The 15340-nt window shown below is 67.0% G+C and carries 13 protein-coding genes; 8 read left to right on the forward strand and 5 right to left on the reverse strand.

The annotated features are described in order from the left end of the window. The first annotated feature begins 187 nt into the window (after nucleotides 1–187). Together F9C11_RS34020 and F9C11_RS34025 are read left to right on the forward strand one after the other, a co-directional pair. Nucleotides 188–1342, forward strand: coding sequence for an MFS transporter (locus F9C11_RS34020; protein ID WP_409181457.1), 1155 nt, complete (start codon nucleotides 188–190; stop codon nucleotides 1340–1342). A gap of 175 nt (nucleotides 1343–1517) precedes the next feature. Next, on the forward strand, nucleotides 1518–4814 hold the full coding sequence (locus F9C11_RS34025) for a protease pro-enzyme activation domain-containing protein (RefSeq protein WP_409181458.1): 3297 nt from the start codon (nucleotides 1518–1520) through the stop codon (nucleotides 4812–4814). A gap of 46 nt (nucleotides 4815–4860) precedes the next feature. Here the strand turns inward: F9C11_RS34025 and F9C11_RS34030 are convergent, their stop codons facing one another. After that, nucleotides 4861–5787: an XRE family transcriptional regulator gene (locus F9C11_RS34030; RefSeq protein ID WP_409181459.1), complete on the reverse strand. Its 927-nt coding sequence runs from the start codon at nucleotides 5785–5787 to the stop codon at nucleotides 4861–4863. A 106-nt stretch (nucleotides 5788–5893) separates the two neighbouring features. Beyond that, nucleotides 5894–6964 (reverse strand): TetR/AcrR family transcriptional regulator, encoded by a 1071-nt coding sequence (locus tag F9C11_RS34035; protein WP_409181460.1) that lies wholly within the window; start codon nucleotides 6962–6964, stop codon nucleotides 5894–5896. 97 nt (nucleotides 6965–7061) lie between these two features. Here F9C11_RS34035 and F9C11_RS34040 point away from each other — a divergent pair, with 97 nt between their 5' ends. The 3 genes from F9C11_RS34040 to F9C11_RS34050 all read left to right on the forward strand — a co-directional run bounded on the left by F9C11_RS34040 (nucleotide 7062) and on the right by F9C11_RS34050 (nucleotide 9463). After that, nucleotides 7062–8198, forward strand: a complete 1137-nt coding sequence (locus F9C11_RS34040; protein WP_409187031.1) for a cytochrome P450 — start codon at nucleotides 7062–7064, stop codon at nucleotides 8196–8198. A gap of 87 nt (nucleotides 8199–8285) precedes the next feature. After that, the gene (locus F9C11_RS34045; RefSeq protein WP_409181461.1) at nucleotides 8286–8879 is read left to right on the forward strand and encodes an HdeD family acid-resistance protein; all 594 of its coding nucleotides are present in this window, start codon (nucleotides 8286–8288) and stop codon (nucleotides 8877–8879) included. A gap of 44 nt (nucleotides 8880–8923) precedes the next feature. Beyond that, nucleotides 8924–9463: a DUF6069 family protein gene (locus F9C11_RS34050; RefSeq protein WP_409181462.1), complete on the forward strand. Its 540-nt coding sequence runs from the start codon at nucleotides 8924–8926 to the stop codon at nucleotides 9461–9463. 1188 nt (nucleotides 9464–10651) lie between these two features. Here the strand turns inward: F9C11_RS34050 and F9C11_RS34055 are convergent. The 3 genes from F9C11_RS34055 to F9C11_RS34065 are packed head-to-tail and all read right to left on the reverse strand — an operon-like array spanning nucleotide 10652 to nucleotide 13645. Beyond that, nucleotides 10652–12385 carry an ATP-dependent nuclease gene (locus F9C11_RS34055; protein ID WP_409181463.1) on the reverse strand — a complete coding sequence of 578 codons (1734 nt, stop codon included), beginning with the start codon at nucleotides 12383–12385 and terminating at the stop codon, nucleotides 10652–10654. A 35-nt stretch (nucleotides 12386–12420) separates the two neighbouring features. Then, nucleotides 12421–12891 carry an NUDIX hydrolase gene (locus F9C11_RS34060; RefSeq protein ID WP_409181464.1) on the reverse strand — a complete coding sequence of 157 codons (471 nt, stop codon included), beginning with the start codon at nucleotides 12889–12891 and terminating at the stop codon, nucleotides 12421–12423. A 10-nt stretch (nucleotides 12892–12901) separates the two neighbouring features. Then, nucleotides 12902–13645, reverse strand: a complete 744-nt coding sequence (locus F9C11_RS34065; protein ID WP_116199256.1) for a helix-turn-helix transcriptional regulator — start codon at nucleotides 13643–13645, stop codon at nucleotides 12902–12904. Between the two features lie 432 nt (nucleotides 13646–14077). Here F9C11_RS34065 and F9C11_RS34070 point away from each other — a divergent pair, with 432 nt between their 5' ends. Genes F9C11_RS34070 through F9C11_RS34080 form a run of 3 tightly spaced genes read left to right on the forward strand, consistent with a single transcriptional unit; the run spans nucleotide 14078 to nucleotide 15299 of the window. Then, nucleotides 14078–14449 carry a hypothetical protein gene (locus F9C11_RS34070; protein ID WP_409181465.1) on the forward strand — a complete coding sequence of 124 codons (372 nt, stop codon included), beginning with the start codon at nucleotides 14078–14080 and terminating at the stop codon, nucleotides 14447–14449. Beyond that, nucleotides 14398–14658 (forward strand): hypothetical protein, encoded by a 261-nt coding sequence (locus F9C11_RS34075; RefSeq protein ID WP_409181466.1) that lies wholly within the window; start codon nucleotides 14398–14400, stop codon nucleotides 14656–14658. The genes F9C11_RS34070 and F9C11_RS34075 overlap by 52 nt, the downstream gene beginning before the upstream one ends. Continuing rightward, nucleotides 14634–15299, forward strand: a complete 666-nt coding sequence (locus F9C11_RS34080) for a site-specific integrase (protein ID WP_409181467.1) — start codon at nucleotides 14634–14636, stop codon at nucleotides 15297–15299. The genes F9C11_RS34075 and F9C11_RS34080 overlap by 25 nt, the downstream gene beginning before the upstream one ends. The last annotated feature ends 41 nt before the right edge of the window (nucleotides 15300–15340 follow it).

The raw sequence follows: 15340 nt of genomic DNA on the forward strand, positions 1-15340 counted from the left end.
CGCCCCGCCAAACCGCGCGACCCGCAACGCCCCACCGGCAACCCCACCGCACCGCTCCCGCCACCGACACCCCCGCCAACGCCAGACACCCACCCAGCCAAACCGCCCCTCAAAAGCCCACCAACCGACCGCACCTCCCCGCGCAACGAACGCGACCGGACCGACCGCCACCACCCGAGGACCCGCCATGGACGTCACGGCACCGCCCGGCCGCACCACCCTCCCGATGCCCGCTCTGCTCGCCCTCGCCACCGCGGTGTTCCTCGGTTGCCTGACCGAGATCGTCCCGGCCGGGATCCTGCTTCCCGCCGCGGCCGATCTCGGGGTGTCCCCGGCCGCCGCGGGGCAGCTCGTGTCGGTGTACGCGATCACCACCGCGCTCACCGCGTTGCCGCTGACTGCCGCGTCGGCCCGGATGCCTCGCCGGAAACTCCTGCTTCTGCTCGTCGCCGGGTTCGTGGCGACCAACCTGACGGTCGCGTTGTCCCCGTGGTTCGCGCTGGTGCTCGCGGCCCGGGTGGCCTCCGGGGCGCTCACCGGGATCCTGTGGTCCCTCGTCGCGAACTACGCCATGCGGCTGGTGCCCGCGGAGCGGTCCGGCCGCGCGCTCGCCGTCGCGATGGCGGGCACGCCGGTCGGTTTCGCGCTCGGCGTTCCGGCCGGCGCCGCGCTCGGCGAACTCGTCGGCTGGCGTTGGGTGTTCGCCGGGATGGCCTTCGTCGCGGTGCCGCTGCTGTGGTGGATCGTGGCGGTGGTTCCGCCGCTGCCCGGCGAGGAACCGGGTGCCCGGACGAGTCTCCGCGCGGTCCTGCGCACGCCGGGACTGCGCCCGCTGCTGCTTCTGGTGATCGCGTTTTCCTTGGCGCACAACATGTTCTACACGTATCTCGGCCCATTCTACGCCGGCCGCGGGCATCTCGCGCTGTTGAGCGCCGGCCTGTTGCTGTTCGGCGCGGCCACGGTGGCCGGGCTGTGGCTGGTCGGGCTCGCTCTCGACCGGCATCCGCGCGCCGTACTGCTGTGCTGCGCCGCCGTCACTGCCGCCTGTTTCGCGATACTGGTCTTCGGCGGCCGCGAACCGGTGCTGCTGCTCGCCGCGAGTGCGTTGTGGGGCTTGGCTTTCGGCGGGGCGCCGACGTCGTTTCAAGCAGTCACCGCGGTCCTGGCCGGCCGCCGGGCCGATATCGCGCAATCGTTGACCATCGCCGGCTGGAACGGAGCCGTCGCAGGCGGCGCGCTGATCGGCGGAGCACTGCTCGGCACCGGGGCGCTGCCCTGGACGGCCATCGCACTGATGGTCGTGCCGGTTCTCCTTTCCCGTTCAGTTCTCCCGGCGCGGTGAAACAGCCCGCCATTCTGTGGAAAACTGTTTCAACCCACCCACGCTGACCAGGGAAAACGGCGTCGTTCAAAATCCCGGCTGAACATCGTCGAACGTTCAGCGAGCCCGATTCGGAGACCGCCGGCGCGGCTAGCCTTGGCCGGCTGTTTCTTCTCCGCTCCAGTTTGGAGGAATCGTGCTCCCTCGTTCCCCGTGGGCGAGACCGGCCGCCGCGGCCGCCGGTCTCGTCCTGACCGCCGCCCTGGCGATACCGGGCTCGGCCGCCGCACAGGAGTCGCGGACGCCGCTGGCGCCCACCGGCTCCGCCCCGGCCGGCGCGCACCGCCTCGGCGCCACCGACACCGACCGGGAAATCCCGATCGCGCTGTCGCTGCGGCCGCACGACGAAGCCGGGCTCGCCCAGTTCGTCGCTGCGGTCAGCGATCCGCGTTCGCCGGACTACCGGCACTTCCTGTCCAGCGCGGACTACACGGCCCGCTTCGCCCCGCGAGCGTCCGATGTGGACGCTGCGAAGGCGTATCTGGAGAAACAGGGCCTGCGGGTCACCGACGTTTCGGCCAACCGCCAGGTGATCGACGCGGTCGGGACCGTCGGACAGGTCGAGACGGCGTTCGGCACCCGGCTCGGCGACTACTCCGACTCGAGCGGAAAGCATTTCTACGCCAGGGAATCCGCCTCGAGCGTGCCGTCCTCGCTCGCCAATGTCGTGCGCACGGTGACCGGCCTGACGAACCGGCCCGTCGCGCATCGCGCCTCGGCCCCGGCAGGACCCGGCGGTCCGGGCGGCGGCTACACGCCCGAGCAGTTCCGCACCGCCTACAGCATGAAGCAGCTTTCCGGTTCCTACAACGGTTCCGGGCAGACGGTCGGGCTGATCGAGTTCGACTCGTTCAAGCAGTCCGACATCGACGCTTGGACGAACTACTTCAAACAGCCCGCGGTCAAGCCCCAGGTGGTCCCGGTGGACGGCGGGGTTTCCCAGCCGGGCAGCGGGCAGCTCGAGGTGACGCTGGACATCCAGGCGGTCGCGGCCACCGCGCCGGGCGCCGCCCAGATCGTCTACGAGGCGCCCAACAGCGACAAAGCCTGGGTCGACGAGATGGCGAAAATCGCCAGCGACAACGCGATCACCATCCTGTCGGGCTCATGGCTGCTCGGCGAGAAGTGCGAATCCGACCCGATCGCCGCGTCGCACGATTCCTACACCCAGATGGTCGCCCAGGGCGTGACCTTGCTGTCGGCCTCCGGCGACTGGGGCGCCACCGGCTGCGGCTACAACGGCGACAACTCCACCGTGCAAGCCGATTACCCGGCCAGCGACCCGCTGTTCACCGGCGTGGGCGGCACCCAGCTGCGGACGAGCGACAGCGCGGGCACCTACCAGTCGGAGTCGTGCTGGAACCAGGGCGGCACCGGCAACACCCGCTCCGGCGGCGGGTACTCGGCGGTCTACAGCAAGCCGGAATGGCAGCCGGGCAGCAGCAAATACCGTTCAGTGCCCGACGTCGCGCTCGACGCCGACTACGGGGCCGGCGCGCTTTCGGTGTACATGAACGGCGGCTGGCAGGACGTCGGCGGAACCAGCCTGTCCTCCCCGCTGTGGGCCGGCTACCTCGCGATGGTCAACCAGAAGGCGAAAAGCTCGGGCAAGAGCAATCTCGGCGCCATCAACCCCACGGTGTACTCGATCGCCCAGTCCTCGCAGTACTCCTCGGCCTTCCACGACGTCATCTCCGGCAACAACGGCACCTACGACGCGGGCACCGGCTACGACCTGTGCACCGGGTGGGGTTCGATGCAGGGCGACAACCTCGCGGACCCGTTGATCAACGGCACGACCCCGCCCGCGGCCAACGACTTCTCCCTCGCCGCGGACCCGGCGTCGGTCAGCGTGGACCCGGGCAAGTCGGCGACCGCGAAGATCACCACCAAGGTCGTCAAGGGCAGCGCGCAGAGCGTCGCGCTTTCGGCGAGCGGGCTTCCGGCCGGGGTCACGGCGACCTTCGACCCGGCGTCGGTGACCGCGGGCGGCACGTCCACGCTCACGCTCGCGGCGTCGTCCTCGGCCTCGCCGGGGCAGACCACTGTGACGGTGACCGGAAAAACCGCCGACGCCACGCACACGACTCCGGTCACGCTGACCGTCAACGGTTCCGGTCAAGGCGATTTCTCGCTCAGCGTCAGCCCGGCTTCCGCGACCGTCAACGCCGGGCAGTCCACGACCGCCACCGTCTCGGCCACCGCGGTGAACGGTGCCGCGCCGTCGGCGACCCCGAGCGTGATCAACGGGCAGCCGACCACCGTCGCCAAGTACCCGTTCATCATTTCCGAGCACCGCACCGGCGGCGTGCGCCCGCAGGAGCAGTCCTGCACCGGCAGCGTGGTCGCCAAACGGGCCGTGCTGATCGCGGCGCACTGCAAGTTCGCCGACGGCGATCCGAAGTACCTGATCTACGGACGGGACGACCTCAGCGACACCAGCAAGGGCACCCGGATCGAGATCGCGGAGTTCCGGATCCATCCGGACTACAGCCCGCAGAGCGACCAGGGCTGGCGCAACGGCAACGACGTGGCGATCATCTTCACCAAGACCGACATCCCCGTTCCGGCAGGCATGACCTATCCGAAGATCGCGTCCTCGGCCGACGACCTGCCGCTGGGCACCCAGGGCACCGCCATCGGCTACGGCAAGACCGACGCCAACGACGCCACCAAGAACACCAAGCTGCGCGAGGTCGTACTGCCCACTGTGGACGGTTCGAAGTGCAGCAGCATCGATTCGTCGGTGTTCAAGCCGCAGTACATGTTCTGCGACGGCTACGGCGACGGCAGCAAGGGCCTGTGCCAAGGCGACTCGGGCGGGCCGTACTACTACAACGGCAAGATCTACGGCGTTTTCTCCTGGCTGCGCACCGACTGCGCGTCCTACAACGCGCACGGCAAGCTGTGGGGCTCGATGGGCGACTGGGCCAACCAGCAGATCGGCGGCACGCCTTCGGACGGGGACATCGCGTTGTCCGCGAGCGGACTGCCCACCGGGGCGAGTGCCACGTTCGATCCGGCGTCGGTCAACGCGGGCGGTTCGGCGAAGCTGACGATCGCCACCAGCGCCTCGACGCCGCAGGGGACCTACCGGGTGACGATCACCGGCAAGAACGCCACGGCGAGCCACGGCACCACGTTCACGCTCACCGTGCAGGGCGGTTCGTCCGGTCCGGTCACCGTGGCCGACCCGGGTTTCCAGTTCGTGCCGCACGGCACGCCGGTGCGCCTGGCGATGCGGGCCTCCGGCGGCACCGGCAGCTATTCCTGGAGCGCCGCCGGACTGCCTTCGGGGCTGTCGATCGACCGCGCCACCGGCGTGATCTCCGGAACCCCGCAGACCACCTCGGGCCTGCGGGATTCGACGATCACCGCCACCGACACCTCCGGCACGGCGGGGACGGCGAAGGTCTCCTGGTTCGTCTACTGACCAGGTGAAGAGAGGGAGTTGACCGGCGGTTCCCCGGGACCGCCGGTCAAGCCCATTCCCAGGCCAGGCCCGCGATGCCCGGCCGCACGTCGGTCAGCACCAGGTGCGCGGTCCGGGAGGCGCCGATCCACAGCGGCGGACCGGGACGGCGCGGCGCCTGCACGCTGTTCTGCCGGAACGGAACGCAGGTGGCAGGCGGAGCCCCGGCGAACTCCGCCTGCAGCAGGTACTGCCGCACCGGGCGGGTGAACCGGTGGTGGTAGAAGGTCAGTTCCGGGCCGGGCGGGTAGACCGCGGTGTACTCGAGCACGCTGCGCTCGCCCGTCGCGAGCCGCTGGTCCAGCAGCAGTTCGCAGACCGTCGCCCCGGCTTCCGGATCCACCCGGACCCGGCCCGGGCGGCAGTACCGCACCTCGGCGGGTAGCGCGGGCGCGGACCCTTCGGCCCACAGGAACACCACGCACCGGTCGACCCGGTCGGCGGTGGCCTCCACGACCAGCCGGGTGTGCACCCGGGTGAGCCGCCGGTGCTCGTCGACCCGCAGGTGCTCGTGGATGTCGAGGCGGCGGACCAGGCTGTCCGGCGGCAGGTCCAGCTCCGCCAGCAGCGGCCGGTGGCCCGGCCACAGCCGTTTGCGGTCGATGGCCTCCGGGTCCGCCGCCGCTCCCCTTCCCCGCGGCCGAGGCGGGCCGAGCAGCGAAACCAGCGATTCCGGCGGCAGGCCGAGCACCTCCTCCAGCGCCCGCACCGCGCGCAGCGATTCGGCCCGTTCCGGACGGCTGCGGCCGTGGCGCCAGTAGCTCAGCGCCGCCCGGCTGACCCGCACCCCCTGTCCGGCGAGCCGCCGCCGGACCTGTTCGAGGCTCAGCCCCCGTGCGTTCAGCGCGTGGTCGAGGACCTGCGCGAACGTGCCGTGCCGCAGCAGGCCGCGCAACCGCCGGTCCGCCGGCAGCACCGGAGCGATCTCGGCCATCGCCGCTCCTTTCGGCCGATCTTCGCTCCACTATCTGCCGCGGCGACGGCCGTGTCCACCGACCTCGGAAGGGTTTGCCCGGCCCCGGCAGCGGATTCCGCGGGCCCTACCGGTCTCCCCCGGGTCCGGCGGGCACCGCGCCCGTCGCGGCCGCGTGGCAGGCGCCGAAGCCCTCCGCCCGCAGCACGATCTGTCCATTGTGGACCCGGATGGCGGTCTCGGTCGCGTCGCTCACCGCCGAAACGCCTGCCGCGGCGGCGACCGCGCCGGTCTCGTCCACGAGCACGCGCACGTGCGGCCACGCCGATTCCGGGCACGACCGCTTCAGCAGCCCGCGCAGATCCGCCAGCACCAGCTGGGTCAACGGCACCAGCTCCCCCGGCTGACCGGTGACGACGACGAGCGTGACGTCCTTGGCCGCGCGCAAGGCTTCCTCCACCGCGGACAGCCGGTGCAGCCCGATCACCGCGACCACTCCGTCGCCGTCGATGCGCGCCGGACGCTCGCGCAGGGCGTCGAAAACCTCGGGCGGAGCCCAGATTTCCCCGACTTCCCGGGCTTGCGGGACGATCGGCGGCTCCGGCCAGCTGTCGTTCAGTCCCAGCGTGGGCAACGCTTCGCAAGCGCGCACGACGTTGAACGGCTCGCCGAAACCCGGTGCCGCGGCGGCGAGCTGACTCGCCCCGTGCAGCATCGTCAGCGCCGCTTCGGCCACGCGCACCATCCGCCCGGACGACGGCGAAAGCCGTTCCAGCACCAGGCCGAGCACGATCGCGTCGAACCGCAGCAGCTGCGCGTACGGCCGGTGGGTGAGTTCGTCGGCGAGGATTTCCGGCAGCAGATCGACGCCGAGCCGCGCGTCCGGATCGGTGGCCAGCGGAAGCCGGGCGACCCAGGCGCGGGCGAACGCCCCGAGCGCCTCGGCGGGCGTCAGGCCCGGATCCGGTTCGGGCGGCCGGGCGGCGAACTGTTCCGCCTCGGCGGCGAGGACGGCGAAGTAGAGCGCGCGCTTGCCGGGGAAGTTGGAGTAGACCGCGCCGCGGGTCAGCTCGGCGCGCTCGGCGATCACGTCGATCTTGGCGTCGCGGAACCCGCGCTCGGTGAACTCCTCGCGGGCGGCGGCCAGCACCTTCGCCCGGTTGCGCTCCTGCGTCTGCGCCCTGGTCAGCCGCGCCATCGTGAGTCCTCCCGGTCCGCTTCCTTGCCAAGATACCGCCATCATTCATATGATGAGATCATCTGAAATGCCCATCTGGAGGTCGTCTGTGTCCCCCGTGCGCCCCGTTCCCGAGCTCGACCTGACCGATCCGGCCGTCGCCAGCGACCCGTTCACCTCCTACGGAGCCGCCCGCGAACAAGCTCCGCTGGCTAAGCTGACCGGCCCCGGCTTCCCGCCGATGTGGGTGCTGACGCGGCACGCCGAGGCCCGCGCGATGCTCACCGACCAGCGGTTCGCCTTGAGCGAGGCCAGTTATCAACGTCCGGACGTGCCCGAGCACTGCCGTCCGTACCTGCGGACCATGCAGGAAATGGAGGGGGCCGAGCACGCCCGGCTGCGCCGTCTCGCCGCGCCCGCGTTCGCCGCCCGCCGGGCGCTGGACTTCCGTCCGGAGATCGAGAAAATCGTCGCCCGGTACCTGGACGCGCTGCCCGCGGAAGGCCCGGTCGACCTGCTGGCCGAATTCGCCCGGCCGCTGCCGACGGAGGTCATCTGCGCGCTCGTCGGCGTGCCGGAAGCCGAACGGCCGCGCTGGCACGAATACGGCGCGGCGGTCGTCCAGGTGTCCGGAGAAGAGTTCGCCGCCGCCGTGCCCGGGATCATCGACAGCTCGCGGACGCTCGTGACGCGTCCGGACAGCGCGATGCTGGCGCATCTGACGAGCGCGGGGCTGTCCGAAACGGAAGCCGTCGCGCTGGTCTGGCAGCTCGTGCTGGCCGGGCAGACCCCGGCGAATTTCATCGCCAATTCCGTGGAAACCCTGCTGGCGCACCCGGATCAGCTCGAAATCCTGCGCGCCGAACCGGAACTGTGGCCGGGCGCGGTCGAGGAATTGATGCGCTGGTGCGGTTCGCAGCTGCTGACGATCCCCCGGCGGGCGACCGAGGACCTGGACTTGGCCGGGGCGCGGATCAGCGCGGGCGAGCCGGTGACCGCGTCGATCGCGGCGGCGAACCGGGACCCGCGCGTCTTCGCCGATCCGGACCGCTTCGACGTCCGCCGTTCGGCGGGCGCGCACCTCGGTTTCGCGCACGGGCCGCATTTCTGCCTCGGCGCGTCGTTCGCGAGGGTTCAGGCGGAGGTGGCGCTGACCGCGGTGCTGGACCGGTTCCCCGGTTTGCGTGTTCTCGAGGCGAAGCGGGTACCCGACCCCGGAACGTGGCGGCTCGCCGGGCTGACGGTCGCGTGGTGACGCCCTCGATCGGGTGAGGTCCCGGCGCTGCCGCCCGGGCCCGGCTACCGTTTCGCCAGGTCAGCACGACACCCCGGGAGGCATCCGATGTCCACGCCCATTCCGCCCGTCCTCGGCTTCGCGGTGCTCGATCCGCGGCGCGCGTGGCCGCTCGTGCTCACGCGCGGGATCCTGGGCGTCCTGTTCGGCGTGCTGGCGCTGGTGTGGCCCGGGATCACCGTGCTGGCGCTGGCTTTCCTGTTCGGGATCTACGTGCTGGTCGACGCGGTCGGCGCCCTCCTGCAGGCGTTCCGGCCGGGCGACGGCGCGCACCGGATCGCGTATGCCCTGCTCGGCGTGCTGGGCCTGGTCGCCGGGATCATGACGCTGGTGTGGCCCGGGGTGACCGTGCTGGTGCTGGCGACGCTCGTCGGGGCGTGGGCGGTGGTCACCGGGATCATGGAAATCGTCGCCGCGATCCGGCTGCGCAAGCAGATCACCGGCGAGGCGTTCTTGATCGTCGCGGGCGCGCTCTCGGTGATCGCCGGGGTGCTCGTGCTGTTCCACCCGATCGCGGGCGCGTTCGGCGTCGCGCTGCTGATCGGGATTTACGCGGTGATCTACGGGGTAACCCTCGTGGTCCTGTCGTTCCGGCTGCGTTCGCTGGCCAAGTCCGCCGACCCGGCGGAACAGCCTCGATAGCGAGACAATCGGCAGCGACCGGTTTTGCGACGGAGGGACCGCCGATGGCGCAGCACTACCCCGGCGAATACGGGGAAGACACCCGGCCAGGCATCGCAGCGGCGAGGCTGTGGGCAGGCGGAATAGCCACCGCGGTGGTCGCGGCTCTGGTGGCGGTGGTCGGCCTGCTGATCGCGCGGGGCATCTTCGAGGTACCAGTCCTCGCCCCGAAAGGCGACGGCCTGTGGGGCAAGGCGAGCACGCCGACGTACGCCATTTCCGCCGCGGCTGTCGCGTTGCTGGCGACGGGGCTGATGCACCTGCTGAGCGTGGCGACCCCCGCGCCGGGACAGTTTTTCGGCTGGATCATGGTGCTGGTGACGGCCATCGCCGTGGTCCTGCCGCTCACCCTGACGGTGGGCCTGGAAGCGAAAATCGCCACGGCGGCGATCAACCTGGTGATCGGGCTGGTGATCGCTTCGCTGGTGAGCAGCATGGCAGCCAGCGCACGGACGCTGCACCGGCGGAAGCGGAACGGGCGGACGGAGCAGCCACCTCCGACGCGGCAGTGGCCGGAGGGGCCGACTACTTACTACGACCGCTGATCGGGTCGCGGGTTTCGCGGACCGTCCGGGCGGAGGGGCGGATTTGCCGCTTTGTTCCGCTGTCGAGGGCTGATCACTGCGGGGTCCGCCTCCGGGTCGGACGCGGGCCGCCCGTGTGCATGGGGCGGAGGTCGTCGAGTAGTTCGGCTTGGCTCGACGGCCGTCAGTCAGGATCTCGCGACGTCTTGACCAGGCTAGTCCTGGAGCGCTGACGTAACAGCGGCACAAAACCGGTTCCCTTCGCCCCGGACAGGAGCCGGGCCAGGAAACGGATCAGCGGGCCTCTGTATCCAGTACGCCAGGTTCGGATCGTCAGCGGCGGGCACCCGGGATCGGGCAAACGCGCGTAACCGTTCGGGTCCCGGCAATCCTGGTGGCCGTGACAGCATGATCACGGACAACCAGGACCGCCGGAACAGGACCTCAGTCCTTCAGCAACTGCCGAGCCATCACCAGCCGCTGGATTTGGTTCGTTCCCTCGTAGATCTGGGTGATCTCTCCCCCAATAAATAGCGACTTGCGGGATCGGCCGGAAAAGTACCACTGAGCTGCGCAAACACATCTTGACAGTTCTCGCCAAATCTCAGCTCTCCCCGACGTCCGGCGGCCTGTAGACGGCCTGGGACAGCCCCCGAGCGCTCCGGTGTCCGGGGGCTGTCGCTGTCGTGCGCCTGCCGGTCGCGCAGGCGCGGGGAGGCGCTGGCTGTTCTGTCCGTCGTTCTCGCCCTTGCCATCGTGAGTGCCGTGCTGGCGGGGTCGAGGGTGAGCTTCGCTCATCGCGCGGCGACGCCGTAGGCGCCCTTGAGGCTGCCGGCGCGGCATTCGAGAATCGGGCGCGAGGAGGACAGCCCAGCGCCGGAGGTGAGCGCGGGTGTTGGCCGGAATCCGCGGGAAGCTGTTGCTGTTGAGCTGGACCGGTACTGGCTCATTGAATCGTGGGCGGCGTCTGCGGCGGTGCGCACACCCGGGGCGACTCTGCGGCGGGCTCGCCGGGCGGGCCGGCCGGAGCGCCAGCGGAGGCCCGCCCAGCCAACCGGCGAGCCTCGCCGTACGCGAGGTGACCGGTTGCGCGCCGCCGCAGGCAGCGCACACCTTGATCCTATAGAGCCAAGTTCGGCAAGTACTTGTCAGCTAAGCACCATCGGAAAGGGACAAATTCGTCGCATCGCGGGGCGCGTGTTTCGCGATTTATTCCTCGCATTCTGTCTCGATTTCGATGCCGAAGTAATCGACTATTTTTTGCATAAAATCCCTCAGTTCGATTGTTGGAGTAGCGTGTGCGCCAGATTCAAGTGCTGCTGTTACGAAAGATGGTCCATGGCCTGCATTAAGATCCGGAAACCACCGTTCAAGTTCGCCTACTGGGACAATGAAGATTCCAGCTCGCTCAAGGCGGCTCACTAGTCTCATCGTGGCTTGCCTGGTCGGTCCCTCAAGGCTGGAGAAGCCGGAGCGTTTGAGGTCCGTCCAGCCCGACTTGTTCCTTACGGCCTTGATGATCGTGGACGATTCGGTGTCACTAATACTACTTCCATCAGGGCGATTTATTACTCCTTGCACTGCTGGCTTTAGGTCGCGGACTGTCGCGCCAGATGCCCTGCTCTTTACCTCTTCCAGCAGTATATCTAGGTCAGCCTCGCACGAAATCCAGTCTTCGCCAGCCGCTTCAATCAAAGCTCGCATAAGCTTCTTATCGTTTAATATATCGATGTCGCCAATTACGGCTGATTGAACTCCGAAAGCTCGTAGTTCACGTAAGGCTTTCGCAAATCTGGCCTTTCCGTTCGTGTGCGTTAAATGCAGATCATGCTCAACTTCTCCTGATAGGTGAACGTCCAAGCTAGCCGAGTAGAAGCGGCAGTCTCCGTCGGATTCGCAGAGAATAACTCCACGTTGGAATAAACCATCGAGCATGCGCGAGTATCGAAGCAGCGGATCCGACCAAAGGTTTGCGACCCTATGCGGAGGTAATTGACTCACCTTCCTGTTGCCCAACGAATTTTGTGCCACTCGAACTATCTTTACTTCTTTTCCATTCTTGGAATCAAGTATGCCTTCAATGACATCCCCGCTATGTGTTGCTACGAGGACTTGACCGTCTTCCGGTGTCTCTTCCACCAAATACTTTCCAAGAAGTCTGGCCTGGGGAGGATGTAAGAATGCCTCCGGTTCGTCGATTAAAACGAGCGGCATCTCCGATGCGATGGTTGTTAACAGGATTCCAACGAAACTCTTTACTCCATCGCCTTGTTCATCGACACCTTTTAGTTTGGCGTACTCTTCCATCAATTCCCGGCTGGGCGGCAAGGTCTCGGGTCCCATCTGAACGGAACCGACTAGAAGTCTGAGTTGCTGAGTGAACCGGTTGATACATATATCAAACCCGAATGCACGTTTGACCATTCGGGAGAATGATTGTTCAAGGGTGCGGTCGTCCCATAGCTTGTGGATCGGATCAAAGGCTGTCGTCAGCGGATCGCGGGGTCCTGTTGATAGGGGAATGGATCCGCGGGCAGACGCTTCTAGGTGTGCAACCACGTGACGAGCCAGTAGGCCTAGATGGGGGCTTTGAAACCAAAGCGAACGGGCCTCCTCCCGTGATAAGAACTGCTGCCCGCTGTTGTCCCAGATCCCGAAGTCACTGTTATTTGCGTGCCGCATCCAGGATGGAACGCTTCTTCCAAGCTTGTTGAACCATTCGTCGAACTTGGTTTGATCCTGCTCGCGCTCTACTGTTATTGATCTTAGCCAGAAGGAATATTGCGGTGGAACTGCATCGTTTTGTACCGCCATGTTGATTTCTCGGAGGAGTGCGGACTTTCCCGCGTTATTTGGTCCGACAATTACTGTCAATCCTGTTGGGGGTATCGGTTCGGCGGTACCATCCTTGAAATGTAGCTCCTTGATTCCGTATCGCAGCATCAATCGAACCTTTCTTGCGTGAATGCTTTAACTGCTCACGTGAAGGTGACAGCAGTGCCGGGTGTGAGTGCGTCCTTGATTCGCTTGCGAATCGAAGGATGCATCTTTACTTGGTCTGCAAGATCTGGATGCAGCCAGAAGACTTCAGAGCTTTCATTGCTAGCGCGAATGGTTCCCCCCAAATATTTTGCGCGAAAGCAGATCGAGAATTCTTGACGTACTTCGCCGTCGTCGTACGCAATGACGTGCTTCGGGTCGGAGTAGAGACCGATTACCTCTGCGACTTTGCACTCCGCGCCTGTTTCCTCACGGACTTCTCGTACGGCTGCCTGTACTAGAGTCTCGCCTAGCTCAAGCTGGCCGCCGGGAATGGAGTAAAGGTCGTTGTCCGTACGGCGGATCATTAAAATTCGCCCGTTTTCGTCTTGGATGAAGGCGGACACCGCGACGGCGATGCTGTTGGCCTTTGGCGCGTCCGGATCGTTGTAGTAGTCGACGCGTGCCATGTGGTGCCTCCTAGATGGTGGCGGGCTTGGCGAGGTTCCAGACGGTCTCGAAGCTTTCCGAGTAGGTTTCGAAGAGGTCCCCGGCGGAGAGTCGTCGCAGATGGAGGGATGGCGCGTGCGCACCTTGGAACCCGTAGACGTGCGTGTTGATGATCATCTCGTCGTCGAAGCGGAAGATGGAGTTGTAGAGCGTCGTGTTGTGGAACCGCATCTCGACCCCCTCGACGCCGACGAGCGGTCGATAGAACGCCAGAGCGTTCCGGACGCGTGCCGGGAGCGTCCCGTCGCCGAGTTGCTCTTCTTCTCCGCGCAGGGCGACGCTGTCGCCATCCGGGTCGCCGAATGCCAGGCGGATTTTCGCGCCGGCCGCGGCTTTGGCTGCGATGTCCTTGATGAACCGCGGGCGTTCGACCAGGAACAGGGCCGCGTGTACCAGGATCTCCACGGTCTCTGACGCGTCGTTGATCAGCCGGTCCCACAGCTCGACCGGGATCGCGTTGCGGTGCGGGAACACGCTCACGACCTCGGCGGCGGCCGTCTCGGCCCTGCGTTCCGGAGCGACGGAGTCCGGCCACAGGTAGGTCTCCGATTCGCGTGCCATCGCGGCGATCTTGTGCCGGTGCTTCGGGTACGGGGTGCGGCCCTTGGTGATCCACCGCTCGACCGTCTTCTGATCGACGCTGAGCGCTTTGGCGACCTGTTCCAGCGTGAGCCCGTTGCGCAGCAGCGCGTCACGCAGCCGTTCGTTCGGCATCCGCACCCCCTTGGGACTTTTAGGGACGTCTTCGACCGTACCAGGGACGTCCCAAGATGTCCCGCCACGTGGTGATCATGTCCCGCCTTTTGGCGGAGATCGGGTGGCACGTTGCCGAGACTCGCTCGGCGACAAAGGCCAAGGGAGGCAGACATGACGACTGCAAGCACGGCTACGACGTTCGGCGACTGGTCGAGAGGTCCGGCCGCGCAGGTGTCTCGCAAGCGCGTGGCTTAGGCGCGGGCGACATGCGCGACACGGTCCAGATCCACGTGACGGCAGACCTGCCGATCCGCGTCCGCGCGCTGACGTACGCGAACCGAGCGGAGATCCGCTTCGGCAAGGCGTTCCCCGTGGTCCTTCTCGTCGACTCTGACGCGATCGCGGTTCTGGGCAAGCAACTTCACGAAGCAGAGACGGCGCTGAGCGCAGATGGCTATCGAAAAGGGACACCGGTTTGCGATCGACTTCGACGACGCGTTCCCGCAGGGGCTTGTGATGGTGGGCGAAGTGATTCCGGACAACGAGTATCAGTCTCGGGAGGACCGGGCTGCGGGTCGGCCGGTGCGGCAGCGCATTGACGAGGTGACCGGCAAGCGGCAGTGGCGGGCTGCGGTCACAGACCCGGGCGAGACGTACGCGCGCCTGGTGTTCGGCCCGGACCTGCGGGACAAGCAGAAGCTGGACCAAGTCGTGGAGAGCCGCATGGACGCAACCGGATCCTGTTCGGCGCGGGCGCAGTCAAGGCGGAGATGTTCATCGGGTCGGAGGCGCTGCGGAACCACTTCGGAGATGCCGACGTGATGCTGCGGCAGACGCGGTTCCTCAAGGACTTGATCGAGCTGTCGCGGACGATGACGATCCGGCTGGCACCGAGTCAGGCAGTCACCGAGGAGGCGTTCAGCCGCTATGCGCTCAAGGACTCGTCCGCGAGAATCCTTGCCAAGCCAAGACTGTCCGCCGCCCAGTCGGCGAAAGCCCGGACATCGTGGTCTGGGAGGAAAAACGCGTAGAGCAAGTCCGAAAAGGACTCCCGGACCGCTTCAAGATCACTGTTCCGCTTGGCGGCGGACTCGACTTGAGGCAGGGCGAGATCCTCGGATTCTCACCTGACGATGTGGACCGCGAAGCGATGGTCGTGCACATCCGGCGGCAGATCAAGACGGTGAAGGGCGTGATGATGTTCGCCCCGCCGAAGGGCGGCCGGTCGCGGACGATTCCGCTGTCGCCGTCCATGCTCGCTGAGATAGACGACCACGAGGACCGCTTCCCTGCCGTCGCGGTCACACTGCCCTGGCAGAAAGCGGACGGCGAGCGGGTCACCGTGCGGCTGCTGATGACCGGAGAGAACGGACGGCTTTACACCGGAGATCTGTTCACTAAAGTCGTGTGGCAGGGCGCATTCCGGAAAGCGGGCCTGACCCACCGGGGACGAGCCGACGGGATGCACGCGCTGCGCCACTTCTTCGCTTCTGTCCTGCTCGCGCGGGCGGTGTCGATCAAGGAACTGGCCGAGTACCTCGGGCACCGCGACGCGGGGTTCACACTGCGCACGTACACCCATCTCGTGCCCTCCAGCCACGAGCGAGCCCGGCAGGCGATCGACACGGTGTTCGGACGGCCTGATGCCGATGACGGCCTAGAGGCGGCCTGATCATGGACCACCAGGACCGTCCGAACTACCGGACCAAGATC

Origin of the sequence: Amycolatopsis sp. VS8301801F10 (assembly GCF_046195355.1) — a bacterium.
Lineage (GTDB): Bacteria > Actinomycetota > Actinomycetes > Mycobacteriales > Pseudonocardiaceae > Amycolatopsis.

What these genes read in the sequence shown, in the direction of transcription:
- F9C11_RS34065 (WP_116199256.1), bottom strand. Translation starts at nt 13,645, where the DNA reads ATGCCGAACGAACGGCTGCGTGACGCGCTGCTGCGCAACGGGCTCACG.
- F9C11_RS34030 (WP_409181459.1), bottom strand. Translation starts at nt 5,787, where the DNA reads ATGGCCGAGATCGCTCCGGTGCTGCCGGCGGACCGGCGGTTGCGCGGC.
- F9C11_RS34060 (WP_409181464.1), bottom strand. Translation starts at nt 12,891, where the DNA reads ATGGCACGCGTCGACTACTACAACGATCCGGACGCGCCAAAGGCCAAC.
- F9C11_RS34020 (WP_409181457.1), top strand. Translation starts at nt 188, where the DNA reads ATGGACGTCACGGCACCGCCCGGCCGCACCACCCTCCCGATGCCCGCT.
- F9C11_RS34035 (WP_409181460.1), bottom strand. Translation starts at nt 6,964, where the DNA reads ATGGCGCGGCTGACCAGGGCGCAGACGCAGGAGCGCAACCGGGCGAAG.
- F9C11_RS34070 (WP_409181465.1), top strand. Translation starts at nt 14,078, where the DNA reads ATGGCTATCGAAAAGGGACACCGGTTTGCGATCGACTTCGACGACGCG.
- F9C11_RS34050 (WP_409181462.1), top strand. Translation starts at nt 8,924, where the DNA reads ATGGCGCAGCACTACCCCGGCGAATACGGGGAAGACACCCGGCCAGGC.
- F9C11_RS34045 (WP_409181461.1), top strand. Translation starts at nt 8,286, where the DNA reads ATGTCCACGCCCATTCCGCCCGTCCTCGGCTTCGCGGTGCTCGATCCG.
- F9C11_RS34055 (WP_409181463.1), bottom strand. Translation starts at nt 12,385, where the DNA reads ATGCTGCGATACGGAATCAAGGAGCTACATTTCAAGGATGGTACCGCC.
- F9C11_RS34075 (WP_409181466.1), top strand. Translation starts at nt 14,398, where the DNA reads ATGTTCATCGGGTCGGAGGCGCTGCGGAACCACTTCGGAGATGCCGAC.